This is a genomic window from Sphingomonas sp. SAFR-052 (assembly GCF_051965015.1).
Classification (GTDB): Bacteria; Pseudomonadota; Alphaproteobacteria; order Sphingomonadales; family Sphingomonadaceae; genus Sphingomonas.
Map to the genome: position 1 here is coordinate 100,924 of NZ_JBQCMO010000003.1, position 22,250 is coordinate 123,173.

Here is a 22,250-nt window from a genome sequence, read left to right on the forward strand (position 1 = left end):
GGCTGGGAGCGAAGCTGCCCGATTTCTCAAAAGCGAAACGTCTGGTTGCGAAGTCCAGGGCAACGCAGCCGCCGGCAAGGACGTCGGCTCCGAGCATCATATCGATCGGTCGACCGAAAGCGGCCGAGATCGCCCCGAGATCGGCCACGATTGCGAACGGCAGGACACGCGCCTGGCCGGCGAGCACCACCTCGACGTTGCGAACCAGGCCAACTTCGGCCTTGCCACCCAGACCGTTGATCCTTCGCGGTTCCATTTTGGTCATGCCGAGCCTGGCGGCTAGCGGTTTGCTGATCATCGTTGCGCCGCTGCCGCTGTCCAGGACCGCCTCGATCACGGCGCCGGACACGGTTGCCGTCGCGATCAGGGTGTCGCCTGTTCCGATATTCAGGGTGCGCCAAATCGGCTTCGCAGCGAAGCCTCGCCAAGGCTGCTGGCGGTTGGCCGGCTGCCCCCACGATCGAAACGGCATCAATGTCGCGATCACTCCGCTACCCATGCGAGCCAGTGCAGTCCGCCGACCAACCAGCCCGCTTGGTGCCGTTTCGACGCTGCGTTTCACCACAATTCAATCGATTCCTACTTCTCGTAGCGCGTTCAGTCTCACTTACATGCTACAGTCACTGGAGGAGCAAGCCTCGATGTGAGAGAGGTGCGAGGTCACCTAAAACCGCTTCGAGAAGCCAGCGGCGAGAAATGGATGTGGCGTCGTTGAACCGGCAACGCCGGTTCCGACGCTGAGATCTAGCTGGATGTCGTGGCCGATGATGTAAGCCACGCCTGCATCGATGATGACCGACGCTCTGCCACCCTTCTCCTCCGGAGCCTGGATGCCGGTATCCACGAAGAAGTTCAGCGTCTTACTGGGATTGAAGTTCAACGTGGCAGCCGCAAGCCCTGCCGTATAGGTGCGGTTGGAGTCGTCCTGGAAGACACCAACGCCGATGTTGGGGTTCAGCGACCAGTTGTCGGCAAACGCCCAGTCGGCTGCCATCCTGAAATCTCCCGTCGTCTTGCTGTTCCGGAACTCTCCAGAGCCAGACGGTGGAAAGATTCGAGCAATTGCGCCGAGCGAGACCTGCCTCGAGCCTTCCGGAGCATCAACGAAGTTGTACTTGAGCCCAATCGACGTGGGAGCGAAGCCATCCGAATGTGATGTATCGGTGGGGTCCTTCTGCCTCATCCATGAATAGGTGTTTCCCTCAATCCGCACTTCGACCTTATCGGCAAAGCCGAGGCGGAGCAGAGTCGGAAAGAAGATTGTCCGCTCGTGTTCATCGCCATCATGACGAAACTCGGCCTGGATTGCGGTCTCCAGTTGGAAGCGATTCTTTCCAACGGTTGTGCTGCCGTCCGCAATGCCAGGCCGATCGGCGTTGATGTAGTCATCGGACGGATCCGCCATAGCGGGCGTTGCCATCCCGATTGTCGCCACCATCAGGAGGGCTGTTGAGGCGCAGAGGCTCCGTAGTGGCATCACGTGATTTTCCGTTCTCGGTTCAGGGTTAGGCGGTTGGTCCAGCGATAGCCTGGATAACCCGACACTCGGCCATCGTTTTGGCGGAACATCCGGCTGCGCTCATTGCAGCCAGTTCATCGCGCAGCGCGCCTAGCTGGCGAAGGCGCTCCTCGACGTCGGCGAGATGACGTGATGCGATCTCAGTGGCTTCCCCACAGTCGCGGTCTGGCTGATCGGCGAGTGCGAGCAAGGAGCGGATCTCGTCGATAGAAAAACCGAGACGCCTACCGTTTCGTATGAAGTTGAGACGATCGGTGTCCGACGCCCCGTAAGTGCGCCGGCCTGAGGTCGTGCGAGCGGGACGGCCGAGTAGGCCGATGCCCTCATAGAAGCGGATCGTCGTGACCTTGGTCGCGGTGGCTTTCGCCAGTTCGCCAATTTGCATTCGAATGCCCGCTTTCTGCTGCCGGGATTACAATGCGCTTGCTTCTACAGCTACTGTAGAATGTAGGGAAGGTTGATGATGCGGCACAGGCGATGCCTGCGGTTGTAAAATTCTGACAATGAGGTGCCCGTGCCAAGCGATCTGATCAGCGCCCAGCGCACGCCGTCCCTGGGCCGTTTCGTGGTGTTGCTAGCAATTGCCGGCGCAGCGATGGTCCCGGCGGTTATTTTGCGGATAGAAGGCTGGCGCCCTGATCCGCTGCTCGACACTGCAGCGTTCGGTGCTGCCATTCTTGCGTCAGGCTTTCTTCTGTCATGGGGGGCGGAAGCCGCTGAAAAGCGCATATCGGCGGGGCTGATCGTAGCGATCATCGCCCTGATCACCGTTCTCCCCGAATATGCCGTGGACTTCTATTACGCCTACTCGGCAGGTGCGAGTCCGGGCTCCAACTACGTACATTATGCGGCGGCAAACATGACGGGCGCGAACCGACTGCTCGTCGGTCTTGCTTGGCCGCTACTTGTGCTACTTCATTGGTATCGCACGCGGGAACGCGCCATCCAGCTCCTCCCCGCCAATCGCACCGAAATTCTCTTCCTTCTGCTTCCGAGCATCTACGCCTTCTGGATCGTGGCCAAGGGTCGGATCACCCCGATCGATACCGTCGTCCTGATCGCGATGTTCGGGCTGTATATGTGGCAGGCCAGCAGGAAGGAGTCTGGCGAGGAGGAGGACGAAGATGACGAGCCAGGCCCGGCCGCTGCGCTGCTGCTGCTTTCGCCCACGCGTCAGTGGCTTGCGATGGGGGCACTGACGCTCGTTGCCGCCGTAATCATCCTTGCCTCAGCAGAGCCCTTTGCCGAGTCCATGATCGACTCGGGCCGCCTGCTGGGCTTCGATGAGTTCTTGCTGATACAGTGGCTTGCGCCGCTTGCGAGCGAAGCACCTGCCGTCGTGGTTGCAGCATTGTTCGTAATGTCAGCTCGGGCTGAATCCGGGCTCGCAACCATGATGTCCGACAAGATCAATCAGTGGACTCTCCTCGTCGGCATGCTGCCGCTGGCGGTCGGTCTGGGTGCAGGGCATCTCACCAGCTTGCCACTCGATGCACGTCAGCATGAGGAGTTTTTTCTGACGGCAGCTCAATCCCTGTTCGGGATCGGCTTACTGCTCCGCCTTCGGCTTAGTTGGATGGGCGCGGCCGCCCTCGCGATCCTTTTTGTCATTCAGGTGGCACTGGCGATAATCTGGCAAGGTGACGAGCCTCGCATCATCAGCAGTCTGACATGGCTGGGCTGGGGCTATCTGGCGCTGGCGGCGATCCTGATGCTGACGAACATCCAAGCTCTTGCCGCGCTGTTCAGAGGGTTGGGGCGAGCCCGTCCGTATGGCTAAGCCAGCTGCGCCCTGCCCAGCCGCAAATCGCGGTTTCGACCCATTCGTCGCGGAGAAAAGTGATGTTCGATACGAGCCGACATAGGCAGGGAGCTCGTAAAGCAGCCGACTTCCTGTCGATCTACCAACAAGGTTTTGTGAGGGTGGCTGCCTGCCGTCCCACCTGCAGGATTGCCGATCCCGCGTTTAATCTTGAAGCGACGCTGGCGCTCGCTCGGGAGGGAAGCGATGCAGGCGTTGCGTTGATGGTCTTCCCGGAGCTCGGGCTGTCAGGTTACTCGATCGATGACCTCTTCCTGCAGCGGGCGCTGCTCGACGAGGTTGAGCGAGGGCTTCTCGACCTGGTCTCTGCAAGTTGCGATCTTCATCCGGTGCTTCTGGTGGGTGCGCCGCTCCGTCGTGAGGGGCGGCTCTACAATTGTGCTGTCGCCGTGCACCGGGGCCGGATCCTTGGCGTGGTACCAAAAGGCCACCTGCCCAACTACCGTGAGTTTTATGAGAAGCGGTGGTTCGCCTCCGGGCGTGACGTGCGTGGCGAAATCTCCGTTGGCGGCGATCCGGTTCCTTTCGGCATGGATTTGCTGTTTCAGGCTGATGACGTCGATGGCCTGATCTTCCACATTGAAATTTGCGAGGACGTTTGGGCTCCTGCGCCCCCAAGCGACTTTGCTGCGCTCGCCGGCGCGCTGATCCTGACGAACCTGTCAGCAAGCAACATCGTAGTGGGCAAGGCGGACACACGGCGGCGACTCTGCGAGCTGCAGTCCGGACGCTGCTGGGCAGCCTACATCTACTCCGCGGCCGGATATGGCGAGTCGACCACTGATCTTGCCTGGGACGGACAGGCCTGCATATACGAACTGGGAGCTCAAATCGCGGAGACACCCCGTTTCAGCGTTGACTCCCAGATGGTCGTTGCGGACATCGACGTCGAGCGGCTGCAACTAGAGCGCATGCGGACCGGCACGTTCAACGAGGCCGCTATTGCAAACGGGATGCCCGACCGGCGTTTCCGTCGCGTGTCCTTCCATCTTGATCCGCCGTTGGGCAATCTCGGGCTGCGACGACATATCGATCGTTTCCCCTTCGTACCCGACGACCCGGCCCGTCTCGACCAGGACTGCTACGAGGCGTTCAACATCCAGGTCAGCGGGCTTGCGAGGAGGCTGGAAGCAACCGGTATAGCCAAGATCTGCATCGGCGTATCCGGTGGGTTGGATTCAACCCATGCCTTGATCGTCGCGGCAAAGGCGTTCGATCTGCTCGGGCGTCCTCGGACCGACATCCTCGGTTTCACGATGCCTGGGTTTGCCACCAGCGCCAGGACAAAGCTCAATGCCCACGCCCTGATGAGCGGACTCGGTGTGACCGCCGAGGAGATCGACATCAAGCCGCTTGCCAACCAGATGCTAGCGGATTTGCAGCACCCGTTCGCGATGGGGCAACCGGTCTACGACACGACGTTCGAGAATGTGCAGGCAGGACTCCGGACGGATCTTCTGTTCAGAGCTGCCAACCAGCGTAACGCCTTGGTGCTCGGCACCGGCAACATGTCGGAGCTTGCACTTGGCTGGTGCACCTACGGTGTGGGCGACCAGATGAGCCACTACAACGTGAATGGCTCGCTTCCGAAGACTCTCATTCAGCACCTCATCCGGTGGACGGCGTCGAACCGGCTGTTCGATACCAATGTCACAGACGTCCTTCTGGACGTTCTCGGGACTACGATCTCGCCCGAGCTCATCCCGCAGGCGAGCGAAGGAGAATCGCAGAGCACCGAAGGCAAGATCGGACCGTATGAGCTCCACGATTTCTGGATCTACTATTTCACCCGGTTCGGGCTACCACCCTCGAAGATCGCCTTTCTGGCACTCCACGCTTGGCAGGACGTCGGTGCGGGAAGCTGGCCGCCGGGGTTTCCCGAGGAGCAAAAGCGCGCCTACGAGTTGGGCGCCATTCGCGCGTGGCTTGAGGTGTTCTTACGCCGCTTTTTCGCTAACCAGTTCAAGCGCTCTGCTCTGCCGAATGGACCCAAGGTCACGACCGGCGGATCGCTGTCGCCGCGTGGCGACTGGCGCATGCCTTCGGATGCACCTGGACAGGTTTGGATCGACGAGCTGCGTCGCAACGTGCCCGAAGGCCTTGACGCTGTGGGAGAGGATCTCGCGACGCAAGCATCCACTCCGGTGGCAACCGAGGCCAAGCCCATTGTCCGATGACGTCCGCACTTCCTAATCGAGGATCAGGGCTGGAGCGCTCCGCAAGGCTGGATAATTGGATACAGAGCGGTGTGCGTCATTCGCTACTGCGAGCGCACCGCTGCTGGGGCCAGGAGATGCGCGATCAGGGCCTCAGGTTCGGGCAATGGCGATGCCCGACAGATCGGCTGCGGCATCGACGGGAACGCCGGCCTGCTTTCGCTCCGAATAGCGGTCCACGAGTTGGACCGCATGGGGGCGCAGGAGGACGGTGAAGCGCACCAGTTCCTCCATAACGTCGACGATGCGGTCATAATAGCTCGACGGCTTCATGCGTCCCGCTTCGTCGAACTCCTTGTAAGCCATTGCGACCGAAGACTGGTTTGGGATCGTGAACATCCGCATCCAGCGACCGAGCAGGCGCAGAGTGTTGACCGCGTTGAACGACTGCGACCCACCCGACACCTGCATGACGGCTAGCGTGCGTCCTTGCGTCGGGCGCATGCCCTTCATCTCGAGCGGCAGATGGTCGATCTGGGCCTTCATGATGCCGGTGATCTGGCCGTGCCGCTCTGGACTGCACCAGACCTGACCCTCCGACCACATCGACAGCTCTCGCAGTTCGTGGACGGCGGGATGATCGTCGCCGGCTACCTGGTCGGGAAGCGGCAGCGTAGATGGATCGAAGATGCGCGTTTCGGCACCAAGCAGGTGCAGCAGGCGAGCGGCTTCCTCGACGGCAAGCCTGGAGAAGGAGCGCTCGCGTAGCGACCCATAGAGTAGCAGGATGCGTGGGGCAGGCTCGGTCGGCCCAAGATCCTCAGCAGGGCGATGGCGGATAAATGCCGGATCGAGCGCAGGCAGAATGTCGGGATCGGTAAGGGTGCGAAGCGGCATCAGAGAGCTTTCACGAGGTAAGTAGCCGAGGCGGGGCAGAGCAAGGTGAACTCGCGCGTGGCGGCAATGGCCGAGGGTGCCGCATGCCGATCGGCAGCCGCATAGCCGAGCGCGCGGAAGAACACGGCCGCGGTCGTGGTCAGCAGATGCAATCGCTCCACGCCCAGTCCGCGCGCTTCTTGTTCCAGCGCCGCGACCAGCGTTCGGCCGATGCCGGCGCCTCGACGATCGGGGACGACGAGAATGGAGCGGAGCAGGCGGTCGGCTCCCTCGCCTTCGAGACCGCCATAACCGACGAGGCTATCCGCATCGAACCGGAAGAAGACGCGGTCAGTCTCCGCGAGATCGGCACTGGGGAGGCTTGCGGTATTGAGGAGCCATGCCAGTCCCGTCAGCTCGTTCGGATCGAGGCGTGTGGCGATCAGCGCCGTCACGCAGCACGCGGCCCGAGCAGGATCACACAGGTTCCAATCAGGCACAGGGCAGCGCCGCCGACATCCCAGCGATCGGGACGGATGCCCTCCACGCTCCACAGCCAAAGCAGGGAGGCACAGATGTAGATGCCGCCATAAGCGGCATAGGCCCGCCCCGCTGCATCACTGTCGACGCGGGTCAGAAGCCAGGCGAACAGGATCAGACACGCAATGCCGGGGACCAACCAGAGGGGCGCCTTGCCCATCCGGAGCCACGCCCAAAACGCGAAGCATCCGGCGATTTCGGCAAGCGCTGCACCGATATAGATCAAGGCTGTCATCCGATGGCGATCCTTGAAGCCAAGGCGCCGAGCGTAACCAGCAGCACCGGAACGGTCAGTGTGACGCCTACGCGAAAGTAATAGCCCCATCCGATCCGCACGCCCTTTTGACCAAGCACGTGGAGCCACAGGAGCGTTGCAAGCGAGCCGATCGGCGTGAGCTTCGGGCCGAGGTCGCAACCGATTACGTTGGCGTAGATCATTGCTTCCTTGACCGCGCCGGTCGCGTGCGCCGCGTCGATCGACAGCGCCCCGACGAGTACGGTCGGCATGTTGTTCATCACCGACGAGAGGACGGCTGCAATGATGCCCGTTCCGAAGGCCGCACCCCACACACCGCCTTGTGCCGTGCGATCGAGCAGCGCGGCGAGGTGATCGGTCAGGCCGGCGTTCCGCAGGCCGTAGACGACGAGGTACATGCCGAGCGAGAAGATCACGACTTGCCATGGCGCGCCTCGCAGCACCTTCCGTGTCTCGATCACATGGCCGCGCCCCGCGATCACCAGCAGTAGGACTGCGCCGGCAGCGGCGACGGCGCTGACGGGCACGCCCAAAGGCTCGAGCAGGAAGAATCCGGCGAGCAGCAGCGCCAGGACGATCCATCCCGCCCGAAACGTCGGCGCGTCGCGGATCGCCTCATACGGGGACCGAAGTGCCCCCACGTCGTACGTCTCCGGGATATCGCGCCGGAAGAACAACAGGAGTGCGCCGAGCGTTGCCGCGATGGACACCAGATCGACAGGCACCATCACAGACGCATATTCGCCGAAGCCGATCTTGAAGAAATCTGCCGACACGATGTTGACGAGATTCGACACGACGAGCGGCAGGCTCGCGGTGTCGGCAATGAAACCAGCGGCCATGACAAATGCTAGCGTTGCCTTGTCCTTGAAGCCCAGCGCTCGCAGCATGGCGATGACGATCGGCGTCAGGATCAGCGCCGCGCCGTCATTGGCGAACAGCGCGGACACCGCCGCGCCGAGCAAAACGATGAGGACAAAGAGCCGGCGGCCATGTCCCCGGCCCCAGCGTGCGACATGGAGCGCTGCCCACTCGAAGAACCCGGCTTCATCGAGCAGCAGGCTGATGACAATGATCGCAACAAACGCAGCGGTCGCATTCCAGACGATGCCCCACACTACCGGCACGTCGGATAGCGTGACGACGCCCGCGAGGAGCGCCACGACAGCCCCACCCATTGCGCTCCATCCGATCCCGAGGCCTTTGGGTTGCCAGATGACGAGCGCGATCGTGGCGACGAAGATCAGGACGGCAAGGAGCATCAGGCGAGGCGCTGGCCCGAGGCATTGACGACTTGCTCTCCGTCTTCCTTGGCGAACGCACCGAGCTGGTCGGCTGGCAGCAGATCGAGAACGGCTTCGGAAGGACGGCATAGCTTCACGCCAAGGGGAGAAACGACCAGCGGCCGGTTGATGAGGATCGGGTGTGCCATCATCGCATCAACCAGCGCATCGTCGGGCAGCGACGTGTCGCCTAGGCCCAGCTCCCCGTAAGGAGTCCCCTTCTCACGCAGCAGGTCGCGCGGAGTGATGCCGGCGCGTTCGATGAGCTGGACCAGCAGCGCGCGCGCTGGCGGAGTCTTCACATATTCGACAACATGCGGCTCGATGCCGGCATTGCGGATCAGGCCAAGGGTGTTGCGCGACGTGCCGCACTCGGGGTTGTGGTAGATAACGATGTCGACCGGCACGAAACGTCCTTTCAGCAGCAGGGGGCGAGTTCGGCGACGAGGGGCGCGCACAGCTCGGCATTGCCGGCGCAACAGTCCTTGACGAGGAACAGGGTGAGCGCGCGCAGCCCGTCCAGGTCAGCGCGGTAGATGATCGAGCGGCTGCGTCGTTCGGATCGCACGAGGCCGGCGCGCGCGAGGATGCCGAGGTGTGCGGACATGGTGTTCTGCGGCACGTCGAGCTGACGGGCGACGTCACCCGCTGCCATGCCGTCCGGTTCGTGTCGCACGAGCAGCCGGAACACATCAAGGCGCGTGCCTTGCGCGAGCGCTCTTAGGGCAGAGATGGCAAACTTGTTTTCCATACATCCAGCTTAGCGGATATGTGGAAAATGACTAGTCTGAACCGGACGGTCCTGCCATCTCAGAGCCGCAGTCCGATACGCGGTGCCAACCAGATCATTGCGCCATATAGCGCGATCGTAAGCAGGCAGCTGACAACGAGTGCTATCCAGAAGGGCGCTCCTCGATTGAGCAGCGCCGGGATCAGCAAGAACATCGGCAGCGACGGCAACACGAACCAGAATGTCGCATGCGCATGAGCAGCCATGCCGACCCGATCATGCGTATCACGCCACAGCCAGATCATGCCGAGCACGGAAACAAGCGGCAGGGAGGCAACCAGCGCGCCGAAGCCGGGGCTCCGTTTCGCGATCTCCGACACGGCCGCGATGATGATGCCCGAGATAAGAGCCTTGATCGCGAGGTACAGCATGTTTTCCTCTCAGGCCGCCGCGGGTTGTGGAACGGCGGCTCGTCGGCTGCCATGGACAATCCGGTAGAGCGCCGGCAGCACGAGCAGCGTCAGCAGTGTCGACGAAATGATGCCTCCGATGACAACGGTGGCGAGCGGGCGCTGGACTTCGGAACCGAGCCCGACGTTAAGCGCCATCGGCACGAAGCCAAGGCTCGCCACCAGCGCCGTCATCAGTACCGGCCGCAAGCGGGTGAGCGCGCCGTGGCGGATTGCCTCGTCAAGCGGCTCACCCTGCTCGCGAAGCTGGCGGATGAAGGTGAGCATGACGAGCCCGTTCAGGACCGCCACGCCCGACAGCGCGATGAAGCCGACGCCGGCCGAGATCGAGAACGGAATGCCCCGCATCAGCAGCGCGGCGACGCCGCCGGTAAGCGCAAGCGGCACGCCCGAGAACACGATGAGCGCGTCCTTGACCGACCGGAGTAGCGCGACGAGCAACCCGAAGATCAGCAGCAGCGCCAGCGGAACGACGACCTTCAACCGGGTGGAAGCGGACTGAAGCTGCTCGAACGTGCCGCCATAGTCGATCCAGTATCCCGCCGGCAGATCGACCTCGGCGGCAATCCTCGCCTGCGTCTCCGCGATGAAAGAGCCGAGATCGCGACCGCGCACGTTGGTGGTGACGACCGCCCGGCGCTTGCCGTCCTCGCGACTGATCTGGTTCGGGCCGGTCGTGCGCTCAATCGTGGCGACTTCAGATAGCGGCACCGACCCTGCGCCGTTCGGCAACGGGATCGGCAGGCGCTGGAGCACGGACGGGTCCTGGCGCAGTCGCTCGGGCAAGCGCACGACGATATCGAAGCGCCGATCGCCGTCGAATATCTGCCCTGCCCGAGTCCCGCCGGTCGCGGCGGCAACCACCGCTTGTACATCGGCGATGTTGAGGCCGAGTCGAGTAAGTGCGAACCGATCAGGCAGAATCTGAATGAGCGGCAGTCCGGTCACCTGTTCAGTCTGCGCGTCCTGCGATCCCTCGATGCCCGAGACGAGGCCCAACACATCGGCGGCCACCCTCGCGAGTTTCTCCAGATCGTCGCCATAGACCCGGATCGCCACGTCCGAGCGGACACCGGCGATCAGTTCGTTGAACCGCATCTGGATGGGCTGGATGAACTCGTAGCGCGAGCCAGGCACTTGTTGCACTGCCGCGTCCAACTCCGCGACGAGTTGCGCCTTCGGCTTGCGCGCGTCGGGCCATTCGCGGCGAGGTTTCATGATGATGAAGGTGTCCGCGACCGACGGTGGCACCGGATCGGTCGCGACGTCAGCGGTGCCTATCTTGGCGAACACCTGCTCGACTTCTGGGAACTGCTTGATCCGCCGCTCCAGCGCCGACTGCATCGCCACTGCCTGGCTGAGGCTCGTACCGGGGATACGAAGCGCGTGGAGAGCGATGTCGCCCTCGTCGAGGTTGGGAATGAACTCCGATCCCAGCCGCGTCGCGGCGATGCCGCTGATCACGACCAATGCGACCGCTCCGGCTACCACAGCCACGCGCATCCGCAGCGCCCATGCAAGCAGCGGGCGGTAGCTCCTCCCCGCCGCCTGCATCACGCGGTTCTCTTTCTCATTCACCCGGCCGGTGACGAAGGTCGCGACCGCGGCGGGAACGAAGGTAAGCGAAAGCAGCGCTGCGGCACAGAGCGCCAGCACGACGGTGAACGCCATCGGGTGAAACGTCTTCCCCTCCACCCCCTCGAGCGCGAAAATCGGCAAATAGACGATGGTAATAATCGCGATGCCGAACAGGCTGGGCCGGATCACTTCCGCGCTCGCCGACGCCGCTAGGTCAAACCGCTCGTCGCGCTCGAGCAGGCGGCCGAGCCGATGTTGCGCCTCACCGAAGCGGCGCAGGCAGTTCTCCACGATGATGACCGCGCCATCGACGATGAGGCCGAAGTCGAGCGCGCCGAGGCTCATTAGATTGCCCGACGTGTCGGACGCCACCATGCCGGTGATCGTCATCAGGAAAGAGAGCGGGATCACGGCCGCGGTGATAAGCGCGGCGCGGATATTGCCGAGCAGCAGGAACAGCACGACGATGACGAGCAACGCGCCCTCGGCCAGGTTCTTCTCGACCGTGCCGACCGTTGCATCGACCAGCTTCGAGCGATCATAGACGGTGTTGACCACCACCCCACCTGGCAGCGAGCGGTTGACCGCCTCCAGGCGTTCGGCGACCGCGAGGCTCACGTTGCGCGGGTTCTCGCCGACCAGCATGTAGATGGTGCCAAGCACCACTTCGCGGCCGTCCTTGGTTGCGGCACCGTTCCGTAGCTCTGACCCAATCTCAACATCGGCCACATCGGCGACGCGAATGGGCGTGTTCTGCCGATAGGCGACGATGATGCCAGACAGATCGCGTTCGTTTGCAGCCTGGCCGGGAACGCGGATTAGATATTGCGAGCCGGATTGCTCGATATAGCCTGCGCCGACATTGGCGTTGTTCTTCTCCAGCGCGGCGACGAGGTTCTGGACACTAAGTCCGAATCCGGAGAGCCGCGCCGGGATGGGCGCCACCACATATTCGCGCCGATAGCCCCCGACCGAGTTGACCTCGGTAACGCCTGGAACGGTGCGGAGCTGGGGGCGCACAACCCAATCGTGAAGCGTGCGCAGGTCCTGCGCCGTGTAACGCTTGCCCGCGTCGTTCACCGCACCAGGGCGAGCCTCGACCGTGTACATGAAGATCTCGCCGAGACCCGTGGCGATCGGTCCCAGCTCCGGCTCGACGTTGGCAGGCAACGTGCCGCGGACGCCTTGCAGCCGCTCATTCACGAGCTGGCGGGCGAAGTAGATATCGGTCCCGTCCTCGAACACGACCGTCACTTGGCTGAGGCCATAGCGCGAGACCGAGCGGGTATATTGCAGCCCCGGCAGGCCCGCGATGGCGGTCTCGACCGGAAAGGTGACCCGCTGTTCGGCTTCGAGCGGGGAGAAGCCGGGCGCTTCCGTGTTGATCTGAACCTGGACATTGGTGATGTCCGGTACGGCGTCGATCTTGAGGCGACCGAACGCCCAGACGCCGAGTGCGGCGAGGAGAAGGACTATCGCGAGAACCGCGAAGCGCTGCCGGATCGACAGCCGTATGATGCGTTCGAGCATGGGCTGTCGTCCTAGTGATCGTGGCTCGCGCCGGACTTCTCGATATCAGCCTTGATGACGTAGCTGTTCTTCGCAGCGTAGGTCGTGCCGGGCTTCAGCCCACCCAGCACCTCCGTCCACTCCGGCCCTTCCCGACCAAGTTCCAGCATCCGGACCTCATAGGTGTTTCCCACCTTGGCAAAGACGACACGAAAATCTCGGAACTGCTGGAGCGCTTCCGTTCGGACCGCCAGCGGCACCGTGCGCTGGTCGACGGTGACGATCCCGCGCACTGCCATGCCCGGCCGCCAGAAGCCGCCGGGGTTGGGCAGCGCGGCCCGCGCCGTTACGGTCTGCGTCTGGACCTCCGCCAGGGGCAAGAAGTCGCGTATGGTCGAGCTCTGGCTGCGCTCGCCTTCAAGTCCGCGGATCTGCACGGCTTGCCCCGGTCGGACGCGCTCGATGTCGCGAGGGAAGACCGGGAAGGTCGCCACCGTGCGTGCGGGATCGGAGATGACGAAGATCGGATCGTCCCCGGTCACATCGCCGACATTGGTGTTCCGCTGCGTGATGACGCCGGCGATCGGCGCGGTGACGGCGTAGGTCTGTAGCGAGTAGCTGCTTTCTATGCGCGCAAGCAGCGCCCCGCGGCCGACCCGATCGCCGACGTTCCGATGGACGGACACGACGCGGCCGGGGAACTTGGCTCCCACATCGGCACTCGCCGACGGGTCAAGCTCGACCCGGCCGACGATCTCCAGCGTCTCGCCAACCGCGGCAGGTCCGGCGATCGCTGTTTCGATGCCGGCGGCGCGCGCCGCCGCGGGGGCGATCGTCGTACGGCCCTCATAGGAAGGAAACTTCCAGTGATGCCGTCGCCCGCCCTCGCTGGCGGTGACCGCCACGTCGAAGCTATGCGGCTCGACCAGCGTCGCTTGTCCACGCAGATAATTCTCTTCCGGCTTGAACGCGAAGGTCGTGACCTCCTCGTCGAGGCGCCGGATCGTCACGCTTGCCTGGACCTCTCCCGGCGGCAGCGGCTTGTCACCGCGATAAGCGTAGAGCCGGTACTCGGGCGGGATGCCGTCCTCGAACACGGTCATCTCCAGCGCGAAATCGCCATCACGGAGCATCCGGCCATTGTGAGGTCCGCGCTCATAGTCGCCGGCCGCCGGTGCCTCATGTTCCGCATTTGTGTTTGCGGCGCCGTCCCCGCAGGCGGCGAGCGGAAGGACGAGAAGCAGGGCGAGCGTGAACGTCCGCATCATTGTGTTCCTTGAGCGAAGGCGCCGAAGCGGCCGGTGAGCCGGTCCAGTTCGACCCGAGCTTCGTGATGACGAGCGGCGACACGGACCATCCGTGCGCGCGCTTCGTGGAGAGCGATTTGCGCCGTGGACACGTCCAGGAAGGTGAACCCGCCACGGTTGTAACCGGCGCGGACTTCGGCGAGCGTCCGCTGGGCACCGGGGACGACGCGGTCGCGGATCGCCTCGACCTCGTGGCGCGTTTCCTCAACCTTCTCCGCCGCAAGCGCGATAGCCTGTGTTCGCTGAAACCGCTCCACGGCGAGATCCGCCTCGACCTGTCTTGCTTCCGCTTCCGCACGCGCGATGTTGGCGCGATTGAGGCCGCGGTTGGCGAGCGGCAGCGACACGCCCGCGACCACTGCGACGTCGCCCGTGCCGATATAGCGCGGCCCCGCCGTCCAGGTCGGATCGGTGCGGGCACCCGCCTGTTGCAGAGTCAGCCCGGCAGCGGCGCGACGCCGCCGGGCCTCGAAGATGGCGAGATCGGCGGCGGCGGGTTGGAGCGGACCAGCTGAAGGGTCGAGTACCAGGAAGCGATCGGCCGTGACTGTCATGCCCGCCGCGTCGCCGCCCCAGAGCGATGCCAGACGCTTCATCGCGGCGTCGCGCGCGTGCTCGGCAAGCTCCAGATCGACCTTCGCCTCGGCGAGCTGCGTTCGGGCGCGCGTCCCCGCGAAGAGCGGATCACGCGCCTCTGCGACGCGGCGACCGACCTCGCGCGCTAACTGCTCGGCGATAGCGACACGCTCGCGGGCGATGCCGATCGCGGCTTCGGTCGCCTGGACCTCCACATAGAGGCGCTGCACCGCCGTCGCGACGTCCAGCCGGCGCACCACTGCTTCGGCGCGTGCAACGTCGAGATCGGCATCGGCCGCGGCGACGCGCGCGGCGCGCTTGCCACCGCGCTCGATCCGCTGACTGTAGGTCGCGCCAATCTGGATCTGACGGTTGAGATCGTCTCCCCCGACTCCGAAGTTTTCGGCGAGCACGTCAATGGACGCGGGCGGCCGCGTATCCGCACCCGCGCGCGCAGCGGTGAGCACATCGACGCGCGCGGCATTAGCGGCACCTTGCGGTGAGGCGCCGATCGCGCGCGCGACCGCATCCTCCAGCGTCAGCGTCTGGCCGTGAACGACCGCCGACAACGACAGCGCCGCCGCCACAACGGCGGCGCGCAAATATGGTTTCATGGGAAACTCTCCCGACGTTCAACGACAGTCGTCGGCGAATAGCGACGCGCGGACGCAGGTAGTCAGGCCGAGGGTGGCTCGAGCAGCGGGGCTATGCCGCGAGAAGGCCCGAAAGTCGCGATCGTCGAGGCGCTCCTCGCCGCCCCGTCGAGAAGAGCCGGCACGAACGCATCAGTCGTCCGGGCCAGGTCGCCCACGACATGAGTATGCACCGCGTGGCCGGTCGCCTTGCCCTCGTCCTCGTCCTCGTTGCCAACCGCGTCAGCGTGATCGTCATGATCCTCATCGGCGTGATGGACCACTACCCGATCTGCGGCATCGACATGGCCAGCGTCGTGCGCGTGACCGTGCGGCACGGCCGCGCCCATGCTCCCGTGCGAGAAGAGCATGACGCAAAGCATGAAGATGGCGAGCCATTGTCGCATTCGGGTCGCTTAACACCACGGGCAGCAACCAACAATCGAAACAACGCCAGCATCGGGAGCTCGCTGATCGAACGTCCTGACGACTCCACTCAGTAGTGCCGTTGCAGTCTAGCTCAGGGCAATCGCGCCGATCGCCGCGCCCATCGCAAGGACCGCCGGCGTGGCGAGCTTGCTCTTCCAGCAGTACATGATTCCCAGCGCGACCGCGAAGATGACCGCAGTCGCGGTCAGGCTCGGCGTGCGAACGGCCGTAGTCCGGGCGAGGTCGACAACAGTTACCACGATAAGTCCGACAACGCCGGCCGCGACACCCGCCAGGAAAAGCTGGAGCCGCTTATGCTCGACCACCGCCTCCAACCGCTCGTACAGCAGGAGAGAGAAGGCGAAGGCGGGCAAGAACATGCCGGCGGTCATCGCGAGCGCTCCGGCCAGCCCACCGCTGATCCAGCCGACGAAGGTGGCGAAGATGACGAGCGGCGCAGGCAGGATGCCCGACAGGCCGAGACCGTCAAGGAACTGCGCGTCGGACATCCAGCCCCGACCCACCGTGTCGTACCGGATGAACGGGATGGCGGTGTAGGCTCCGCCGAACGTCAGCAGCCCGCCTTTCAGCCCGGCCCAGAACAGCGCGGTGGCGGTCGGCGCGGGCTCCGGGATTTCGGTCGCCGCTCCCGCTAGGCCAGCGCCTTCCGCCCAGGTCAGGACCGCCAAGCCGACCGCGAGCAGAACCACCGTAGCCGCCAGAGCGTAGCGCGCGTTTGATCCGAGCGCATAGGCCGCACCGGCGGCCGGGAGTACAATCCAGAAGCTGACTCCGGCGAGCGAGGCGGCAGCCGCGGCGAGAGCAGCGGCCCAAAGCCACGGGTCTAGCAGGATATGCTCGCCGATACGGTGGACGGCGCGCACGATGACCGCGATCACCGCCGCCTGGACGCCGAGGAACATCGCGCCCAGCACGGTTTCCTGGATCGGCAGCCGCGTATAGGCCCAGGCGAGGACCAGCATGAGGACGAGGCCTGGCAGCATGAAGCCGAGCCCGGCGAGCAGTCCGCCCAGCCTGCCCTTTGCCCGGATGCCGAGGTGGACGCACAGCTCGTGCGCCTCCGGCCCGGGGAGCACCTGCATGACAGCGAGCAGGTTGTTGAATCGGTCGCTCGCTATCCAGCGTTCTTCGTCGACCAGCTCGCGCCGGATCATGGCGATCTGTGCCACCGGGCCGCCGAACGCCATCAGGCCGAAGCGCAAGAAGCGGAGGAACAGCGCGGGGTAGCTGAGTTCAGGGGGCCGAGCCTCGCCAGCCACCGGGCTCGGTAGAACGGGATGTTCGATGCTCGCCATGATGCAGCTCCCCTATATGCGGCGGCGTTTGGTGAAGTGGGCGTAGAAGCCGTCGAGCGCCCCCGACCCTTGCGCGATCCGCTCGCCATCATCGTCCGTGCCAGCACAGAGGCCGTTGATGAGTGCGGCGATGCCCGCCGTCTCCGCCCGGCCAAACTTGTCGTCGGCGATGTCGAGGTCGTGGACGATTTCAGCGAGCGCGATGAGCGCATGATCGCCGTCGAGCCCGGTCCGGTACACCAGCGTCTCAAAGGTGCAGCGCTCGCCCTCGTGCGTGAACTCCGCATCCGCCATGTCGAACCGGAGCTCGCCGGGATCGGGCACATAACCCTTGCCGTCGACGAACTTGAAGGTCGCATCCGGGTCGATGAACCGGCGGATCAGCCAGGCGGACGCAATGCGATCCACATGGACGTGTCGGCGCGTGGTCCAAATGCGGCTCTTCAGGTCGGTGAAGGTCAGCGCCGGCGCGCCCGGGCCAGTGACATCCGGGTGCTGGCCGACGCGTCCTTCTACTCGAGCGATGGCTGAGTCCGTCGCCTGCCGACCATGCGCGCCGAAGAAGTCAATCGACGAGATATCATCCAGCCTCTTCCGGAGGCGCCGGACCTCGACGGCGGCTACATATTCCGCCTCGGCGACCGTCAGCGCTTCGCGCGCCAGTTCTTCGTAATCGGCATCGCGGGCGGCGTCGAAGACGGCACGAAGCTCCGCATCCGTCATTCCTTGCACAAAGCGGGCCTGGAGGATCAGTGCCTCGCCACCGCCGACGATGATCTCCGCCCTCAGATCCTCGAAGAGCGTACGCGTGCCGTCACGTGCGGGCAGCGCGTGGACTGCATTTTTGAGCGGGGCGGCACCAATTGCTTGCAGGCGTCGCCACACTCGCACGCGCAGGTTGGCGGGTTTGGCCGGCAGCTGTGGGATCAACAACAGCCAGTCATGCAAACCGGGCGACGGAGCTTCAACCATGCAGCACATGTAACATAGCTTTTAGGGTATCGTACACTTGTATCATTCAGTCGTGATGAGGTAAGCTTGGGATGAGGAGACCGCGATGCACCCCGTCCGACTAAGTGCCTTCGCCATGTTGGCGTACCTCGCGGCTGCATCCCCTGCCCCGGCGCAACCGCGCTACGAAACGGTGGCGCAGTTGCAGCAGACTTGCGCCGATGAGTTGGCGCGGAAGGTGAACGGTCGATGTGAGGCCTATCTGGCTGGCGCAGCCGAAACGCTTTCTGCATTCGGTAACGGTGGCAGCGCGGCGGGTATCTGCGGGCGGGGCGTGCGCTCGGGCGAACTGAGCCGCATCTTTCTGGCATGGGCCACCAACAACCCGCACAACGCCAAAATGCCCCGGCTGGCCGGCGTGACGATGGCGCTGCGCCAGCGCTTTCCATGCCGGCCGACCAGTTGAAATCGAGGAGAGAAGCTTTGCGCCACCTGTTGCTCCCGCTAGCGGTCGCACTCGCCGTCCCCGCCGCCGCCCAGACCACCCCGCAAGCGGCACCGCCCCATGCGAATGCTGACAGGTGGACGCTAGTTGACAAGAGCCTTGGCCGGACGGGAACGACGCAACCGGACGGGGTTCGCCGCTACGGCTTTCCGCGCAGCGACCTCAACGTCCAGCTCGACGGTGTCGCGATCAAACCGGCACTTGCGCTCGGCTCCTGGGCGGCGTTCCATCCGATGGGTAATGAGGTGATGGTCATGGGGGACCTCGTATTGACGCACGAGGAGGTGAACCCCGTCATGAGCCGCCTGCTGGCTTCCGGCTTCACCATCACGGCGCTGCATAATCATCTACTCCGTTCCGTACCCGCAACGATGTATATGCACATCGGCGGCCATGGCGATCCGGTGAAGCTCGCGACGGCGCTTCGCGAAGCGCTCGCCGCCAGCCGAACGCCGTTGACGGCGCCGTCCCGGGACTCGCAGCCGCCTTCAGCGGGTGCCGGCTCGTCGCCGCCCTTGGCACTCGATACCGCCGCGCTCGACCAACTCATGGGCACCAAGGGCAAGCCGAACGCGGGCGTCTATCAGTTCAGTTTCCCGCGCGCCGAGCGGCTGACCGATGGCGGGGTGCCTGCGCCCGCCCCGATGGGGACGGCAACCGCCATCAACTTTCAGCCAACGACTCCAGGCCGCGCGGCGATCACTGGTGATTTTGTGCTCACCGCAGTCGAGGTCGACCCGGTACTTCGCGCCCTGCGCGCTGGCGGGATCGAGGTAACGGCGCTCCACAACCATATGCTGGATGACCAGCCGCGGCTGTTCTTCATGCACTTCTGGGCCAACGACGATGCGACCAAGCTGGCACGGGGTCTTCGGGCAGCGCTGGACAAGACCAACGTCGCGCGGCCGGGTGCCGGCTAAGCCCATGCAGCTTTCGAACCCGGGGACGCTGACGCGCCGCGCGGTTTTAGCGCTATCCGCTGCGGTGGTCGGAAGTATCGGCACCGGGGCCGTTGCGCGCTGCCGCCCGGCGCGCGTGCTTCTCGTTTGCCAGTTCGGGAGCGTGAAGAGTGCGGTCGCGCGCGAGGTGATGAAGCGGCGCGCGGCCCACCGCGGCATTGAGATCGAGATCCGGTCGCGCGGCATAACGCCCGAGGAGCACATGTCGCCAGCACTCGCAGTCGCGTTGCGCGCCGAGGGGGTGGACACGCGCGCACAGCCGCTGACGGGGCTCGCGTCTACGGACTGGCGGCGACAGGATGCGATCGTGGCATTCGACCCGGTAGCCAAAAGCGGACTGCCAGCCGGAGCACTCGACTGGTCCGACCTGCCCTCGTTCAACTCAGACTATGCCCGGGCCCGCCCGCTGCTCGCCGCGAGGCTCGACGCACTCCTGGACGACCTGCGGCGGCGCTGCTGACGGCGCCGTGCCTGGAGGAACTTCATCCGCCGCGGCTCGATACACCATCTGATATCAGGAGAGTGACTCATGCGAATGCCGATCAGATCAGTCTTCGGCGCGATCACGATGACGTGCTTCGCGGTACCATTCTCGTCCTCCGTTGCTCAGTCGGGGATCAGCACCAATCCGGCTCCCGTCGAAGCCAGGGATTATTTCAGCGCCGTGCACGCGCTCAGCAAGTACGAGGTCGACGCCAGCCGCCTTGCACTGACCCGATCGCAGACCCCGGCGGCCCGTGCGTTCGCGCAGGAGATGGTCGCTCACCACACGCGCGCAATGGCAGAGCATGCTCGCCTGCTGGACGTTCCAAGTACCTCGGAGCCGGGAAGCGCGTTGGCGGGCCCTCTGTCGGAGATGCTGAACTCCCTGGAAAATACGCCGAGCGTCGAGTTCAACGCGGCATACAAGCGCGGGCAGATCGCCGCCCACGAGGAGGCGCTGAAAGTCCACACGTCCTACGCGGAGCGGGGGAGTGACACGGCGGCACGGGCCAAGGCTCAAGCGGCCATCCCCAAGATCCGGAAGCACCTCGCGACAGCCCGAAACTTGCCCGAAGCCTAAGGTCAAACCCCGCGCGCGGTCCAGATGAAGAGTGGTAGGTTGGCGCTGGTACCGGATCACCTGTGACGCTTCGCCGCGCTCAAACGCATGAAGTGTCAGTGGTGGTGTGGCCCACCCTTTTGTCGTCTCGACCTTAGTGAAGATGGGCACGGGTTAGTTCAGCGAGCGCCTCGGTCACCAAGCGCCATCTCGCGATCGCGTGGGGACGATCATCATCTTCCAAGTCGTTCATATAGTCGGAAGCCCAGGCGATCGCGTCTCTGGCACCAAGATCAGCGACCAAGTCTACCGCGATGCCCCACGCTTCTACGTTGTCTGACACGGGTGCACTCGCCGCTGACACGGCCAATCTGTGATCATCCATGATGCAGTCTCCTGTTCAAGGCTGTAAGTTGCAGTCGAGACGACCGACCCGACGTGCTAGTCGTCAGGTGGAAGGTAATCCGGCCAGAAGCCTGCATCGTCCGGGTCAGACTGAGACTGCCTCTGCGGTACCGACGCCGCCGGTATCACCGGCGCCTCTCCATCGAACGCCACGCGGATTGCCGCTCCAATGCGTGTCCGCTCCTGGAAAACAGCTTGGATCTCGCGCCCCAAGCGCACCATTCCTCCGATCCAGGGGGCACGCTCCGCGGTCAGATAGCCGATCTGGACGCCTCGCACGCTGAATACCGCAACGGCATTCGGGTCTGCCGGGTTCTTCGGCTCCGGCACGAGTTCGATCCTCTCACCCGGGACGCAGAGCAGGATCTCGAACCGACGATTGCTGCCATCGGCATTCGGATGGTTCGCGCCGACGACATGCAGGCTGAGTTGCTTCATAGCCATGTCTCGGTCCACCGCGATCAGCTCAGGGTGCGGCCGAACCATAGCACCCTGCCAACGATGTCGATCCGGGCAAGCTCGATGTTCTGCCAGCTCGGATAATCCGGATTGTCGCTCCTGATCGAAATGCCTCGACCGGACGGATTGCGCGCAAGCCGCTTCACCATGAGGCTGTCGTCAAGCCGCAGCACGTAAATGCCGTCACGAAGTCGCCCGACACCGTCCTTGCGATCGACAAGCACGTCGTCGCCATCAGCCAAGGTCGGCGCCATGGAGTCGCCCTTCACCCGGATGACCGACAAACCATCGGCCGATCCCTTGGTCCGTTCGCGCAACCAACGCGGATCAAAGCCGATCGTGGCCCGGCGAGCTTCCCCGAAATCGGCGGCTCCGTGTCCCGCCGACGCATATACGTCGAGCACGGGCACCTGCTGCAAGGTCGGCTGTTCCCACTCCTGCGGCCCTCCAAGGACGGCCTCTTTCACGCCAAAGTAAGCGGCGAGAACGCGGCGGTCCTCTTCGTGCAACCGCTTGGGCGTACCGCGCTTGATGTACTGTTGGATGTAAGCATCATTGCGCCGAAGCATGCGCGATAGCGCCGCATATTCCTCATTGCGCTCGTCAATCAGGCGCTGGAGCGCTGCACGAGGATCTTCAATCTGGGCAAGCATCATAGGATTCATCCTAGACAAAACCGGCAGGAGAATGGAACATAACAGGAACGATGTAAAGCGAGTCGGTGCCGATGGAGAACGAATTGCTGCAGAAAGTGGAGGAGTACCTCGCCCGCGCGGGTCTCAGCCCAACCCGCTTCGGCCGCATCGTCGTTCACGATCCACGCTTCGTGTTCGACCTTCGCGCAGGAAGGCGTCCTAGGCGAAAGGTCCATGGCAAGGTGACGGCCTACCTCGTCGCCCACGGCGCTTGATGATGCCTCCGCCACTCCGG

General features: G+C 64.1%; 24 protein-coding genes and 1 pseudogene. 8 read left to right on the top strand and 17 right to left on the bottom strand.

The annotated features are described in order from the left end of the window. Nucleotides 1-139: 139 nt before the first annotated feature. The 3 genes and pseudogenes from ACTHQV_RS06220 to ACTHQV_RS06230 form a co-directional block, all read right to left on the bottom strand. Nucleotides 140-499 (bottom strand): annotated as a pseudogene (locus ACTHQV_RS06220) (retropepsin-like aspartic protease); the annotation flags it as partial. 165 nt (nucleotides 500-664) lie between these two features. Continuing rightward, complete coding sequence (locus tag ACTHQV_RS06225) at nucleotides 665-1,438, bottom strand: transporter (RefSeq protein WP_162527094.1); 774 nt, start codon at nucleotides 1,436-1,438, stop codon at nucleotides 665-667. A gap of 67 nt (nucleotides 1,439-1,505) precedes the next feature. After that, nucleotides 1,506-1,904 carry a MerR family transcriptional regulator gene (locus ACTHQV_RS06230; RefSeq protein ID WP_145147252.1) on the bottom strand — a complete coding sequence of 133 codons (399 nt, stop codon included), beginning with the start codon at nucleotides 1,902-1,904 and terminating at the stop codon, nucleotides 1,506-1,508. 129 nt (nucleotides 1,905-2,033) lie between these two features. On the opposite strand from ACTHQV_RS06230, the gene ACTHQV_RS06235 reads away from it, so the two are divergent. Then, nucleotides 2,034-3,299, top strand: a complete 1,266-nt coding sequence (locus tag ACTHQV_RS06235; protein WP_440489004.1) for a sodium:proton exchanger — start codon at nucleotides 2,034-2,036, stop codon at nucleotides 3,297-3,299. Between the two features lie 62 nt (nucleotides 3,300-3,361). After that, a complete protein-coding gene (locus ACTHQV_RS06240; protein WP_145147254.1) occupies nucleotides 3,362-5,518 on the top strand; it encodes an NAD(+) synthase in 2,157 nt (718 codons plus the stop codon). Between the two features lie 132 nt (nucleotides 5,519-5,650). Here the strand turns inward: ACTHQV_RS06240 and arsH are convergent, their stop codons facing one another. Genes arsH through ACTHQV_RS06290 form a run of 10 tightly spaced genes read right to left on the bottom strand, consistent with a single transcriptional unit; the run spans nucleotide 5,651 to nucleotide 15,224 of the window. Beyond that, nucleotides 5,651-6,394, bottom strand: a complete 744-nt coding sequence (arsH, locus tag ACTHQV_RS06245) for an arsenical resistance protein ArsH (RefSeq protein WP_145147256.1) — start codon at nucleotides 6,392-6,394, stop codon at nucleotides 5,651-5,653. Then, the gene (gene arsN2 / locus ACTHQV_RS06250; protein WP_338062054.1) at nucleotides 6,394-6,828 is read right to left on the bottom strand and encodes an arsenic resistance N-acetyltransferase ArsN2; all 435 of its coding nucleotides are present in this window, start codon (nucleotides 6,826-6,828) and stop codon (nucleotides 6,394-6,396) included. The genes arsH and arsN2 overlap by 1 nt, the downstream gene beginning before the upstream one ends. Next, nucleotides 6,825-7,148 (bottom strand): YnfA family protein, encoded by a 324-nt coding sequence (locus ACTHQV_RS06255; protein WP_145147258.1) that lies wholly within the window; start codon nucleotides 7,146-7,148, stop codon nucleotides 6,825-6,827. The genes arsN2 and ACTHQV_RS06255 overlap by 4 nt, the downstream gene beginning before the upstream one ends. After that, nucleotides 7,145-8,431, bottom strand: a complete 1,287-nt coding sequence (locus ACTHQV_RS06260; protein WP_145147260.1) for an arsenic transporter — start codon at nucleotides 8,429-8,431, stop codon at nucleotides 7,145-7,147. The genes ACTHQV_RS06255 and ACTHQV_RS06260 overlap by 4 nt, the downstream gene beginning before the upstream one ends. After that, on the bottom strand, nucleotides 8,431-8,859 hold the full coding sequence (arsC, locus tag ACTHQV_RS06265) for an arsenate reductase (glutaredoxin) (protein WP_145147263.1): 429 nt from the start codon (nucleotides 8,857-8,859) through the stop codon (nucleotides 8,431-8,433). The genes ACTHQV_RS06260 and arsC overlap by 1 nt, the downstream gene beginning before the upstream one ends. A gap of 11 nt (nucleotides 8,860-8,870) precedes the next feature. Further along, nucleotides 8,871-9,203 carry an ArsR/SmtB family transcription factor gene (locus ACTHQV_RS06270; RefSeq protein ID WP_145147265.1) on the bottom strand — a complete coding sequence of 111 codons (333 nt, stop codon included), beginning with the start codon at nucleotides 9,201-9,203 and terminating at the stop codon, nucleotides 8,871-8,873. A 59-nt stretch (nucleotides 9,204-9,262) separates the two neighbouring features. Next, nucleotides 9,263-9,613 carry a DUF3147 family protein gene (locus ACTHQV_RS06275; RefSeq protein WP_145147267.1) on the bottom strand — a complete coding sequence of 117 codons (351 nt, stop codon included), beginning with the start codon at nucleotides 9,611-9,613 and terminating at the stop codon, nucleotides 9,263-9,265. Between the two features lie 9 nt (nucleotides 9,614-9,622). Then, nucleotides 9,623-12,760: an efflux RND transporter permease subunit gene (locus ACTHQV_RS06280; RefSeq protein WP_145147269.1), complete on the bottom strand. Its 3,138-nt coding sequence runs from the start codon at nucleotides 12,758-12,760 to the stop codon at nucleotides 9,623-9,625. A gap of 11 nt (nucleotides 12,761-12,771) precedes the next feature. Further along, nucleotides 12,772-14,004: an efflux RND transporter periplasmic adaptor subunit gene (locus ACTHQV_RS06285; RefSeq protein WP_440489005.1), complete on the bottom strand. Its 1,233-nt coding sequence runs from the start codon at nucleotides 14,002-14,004 to the stop codon at nucleotides 12,772-12,774. Beyond that, nucleotides 14,004-15,224, bottom strand: a complete 1,221-nt coding sequence (locus ACTHQV_RS06290) for a TolC family protein (RefSeq protein WP_440489007.1) — start codon at nucleotides 15,222-15,224, stop codon at nucleotides 14,004-14,006. Before ACTHQV_RS06290 ends, ACTHQV_RS06285 begins: the two co-directional genes overlap by 1 nt. A 212-nt stretch (nucleotides 15,225-15,436) precedes the next feature. Here ACTHQV_RS06290 and ACTHQV_RS06295 point away from each other — a divergent pair, with 212 nt between their 5' ends. Beyond that, nucleotides 15,437-15,757, top strand: a complete 321-nt coding sequence (locus ACTHQV_RS06295) for a hypothetical protein (protein WP_440489008.1) — start codon at nucleotides 15,437-15,439, stop codon at nucleotides 15,755-15,757. Between the two features lie 12 nt (nucleotides 15,758-15,769). Here the strand turns inward: ACTHQV_RS06295 and chrA are convergent, their stop codons facing one another. Next, nucleotides 15,770-16,999 carry a chromate efflux transporter gene (gene chrA, locus ACTHQV_RS06300; RefSeq protein ID WP_145147277.1) on the bottom strand — a complete coding sequence of 410 codons (1,230 nt, stop codon included), beginning with the start codon at nucleotides 16,997-16,999 and terminating at the stop codon, nucleotides 15,770-15,772. Nucleotides 17,000-17,011: 12 nt separating this feature from the next. Beyond that, nucleotides 17,012-17,971: a chromate resistance protein ChrB domain-containing protein gene (locus ACTHQV_RS06305; protein WP_238995161.1), complete on the bottom strand. Its 960-nt coding sequence runs from the start codon at nucleotides 17,969-17,971 to the stop codon at nucleotides 17,012-17,014. A 115-nt stretch (nucleotides 17,972-18,086) separates the two neighbouring features. Between ACTHQV_RS06305 and ACTHQV_RS06310 the strand changes: the two genes are divergently transcribed. From ACTHQV_RS06310 to ACTHQV_RS06325, 4 genes are all read left to right on the top strand, one after another. After that, nucleotides 18,087-18,416 (top strand): Rap1a/Tai family immunity protein, encoded by a 330-nt coding sequence (locus tag ACTHQV_RS06310; protein ID WP_440489010.1) that lies wholly within the window; start codon nucleotides 18,087-18,089, stop codon nucleotides 18,414-18,416. A gap of 17 nt (nucleotides 18,417-18,433) precedes the next feature. Beyond that, entirely contained in the window at nucleotides 18,434-19,375 is a 942-nt protein-coding gene (locus ACTHQV_RS06315; protein WP_238995162.1) for a DUF1259 domain-containing protein, read from the top strand. Between the two features lie 4 nt (nucleotides 19,376-19,379). Continuing rightward, nucleotides 19,380-19,874 (top strand): arsenate reductase/protein-tyrosine-phosphatase family protein, encoded by a 495-nt coding sequence (locus ACTHQV_RS06320; protein ID WP_162527095.1) that lies wholly within the window; start codon nucleotides 19,380-19,382, stop codon nucleotides 19,872-19,874. Between the two features lie 69 nt (nucleotides 19,875-19,943). After that, complete coding sequence (locus ACTHQV_RS06325; protein WP_145147285.1) at nucleotides 19,944-20,477, top strand: DUF4142 domain-containing protein; 534 nt, start codon at nucleotides 19,944-19,946, stop codon at nucleotides 20,475-20,477. Nucleotides 20,478-20,897: 420 nt separating this feature from the next. On the opposite strand, the gene ACTHQV_RS06330 is transcribed toward ACTHQV_RS06325, so the two are convergent. Next, the gene (locus tag ACTHQV_RS06330; RefSeq protein WP_145147287.1) at nucleotides 20,898-21,299 is read right to left on the bottom strand and encodes an HIRAN domain-containing protein; all 402 of its coding nucleotides are present in this window, start codon (nucleotides 21,297-21,299) and stop codon (nucleotides 20,898-20,900) included. Nucleotides 21,300-21,322: 23 nt separating this feature from the next. After that, a complete protein-coding gene (locus ACTHQV_RS06335) occupies nucleotides 21,323-21,973 on the bottom strand; it encodes a S24 family peptidase (RefSeq protein ID WP_203234456.1) in 651 nt (216 codons plus the stop codon). 74 nt (nucleotides 21,974-22,047) lie between these two features. Here ACTHQV_RS06335 and ACTHQV_RS06340 point away from each other — a divergent pair, with 74 nt between their 5' ends. Further along, complete coding sequence (locus tag ACTHQV_RS06340) at nucleotides 22,048-22,230, top strand: hypothetical protein (RefSeq protein ID WP_145147289.1); 183 nt, start codon at nucleotides 22,048-22,050, stop codon at nucleotides 22,228-22,230. Nucleotides 22,231-22,250 lie beyond the last annotated feature (20 nt).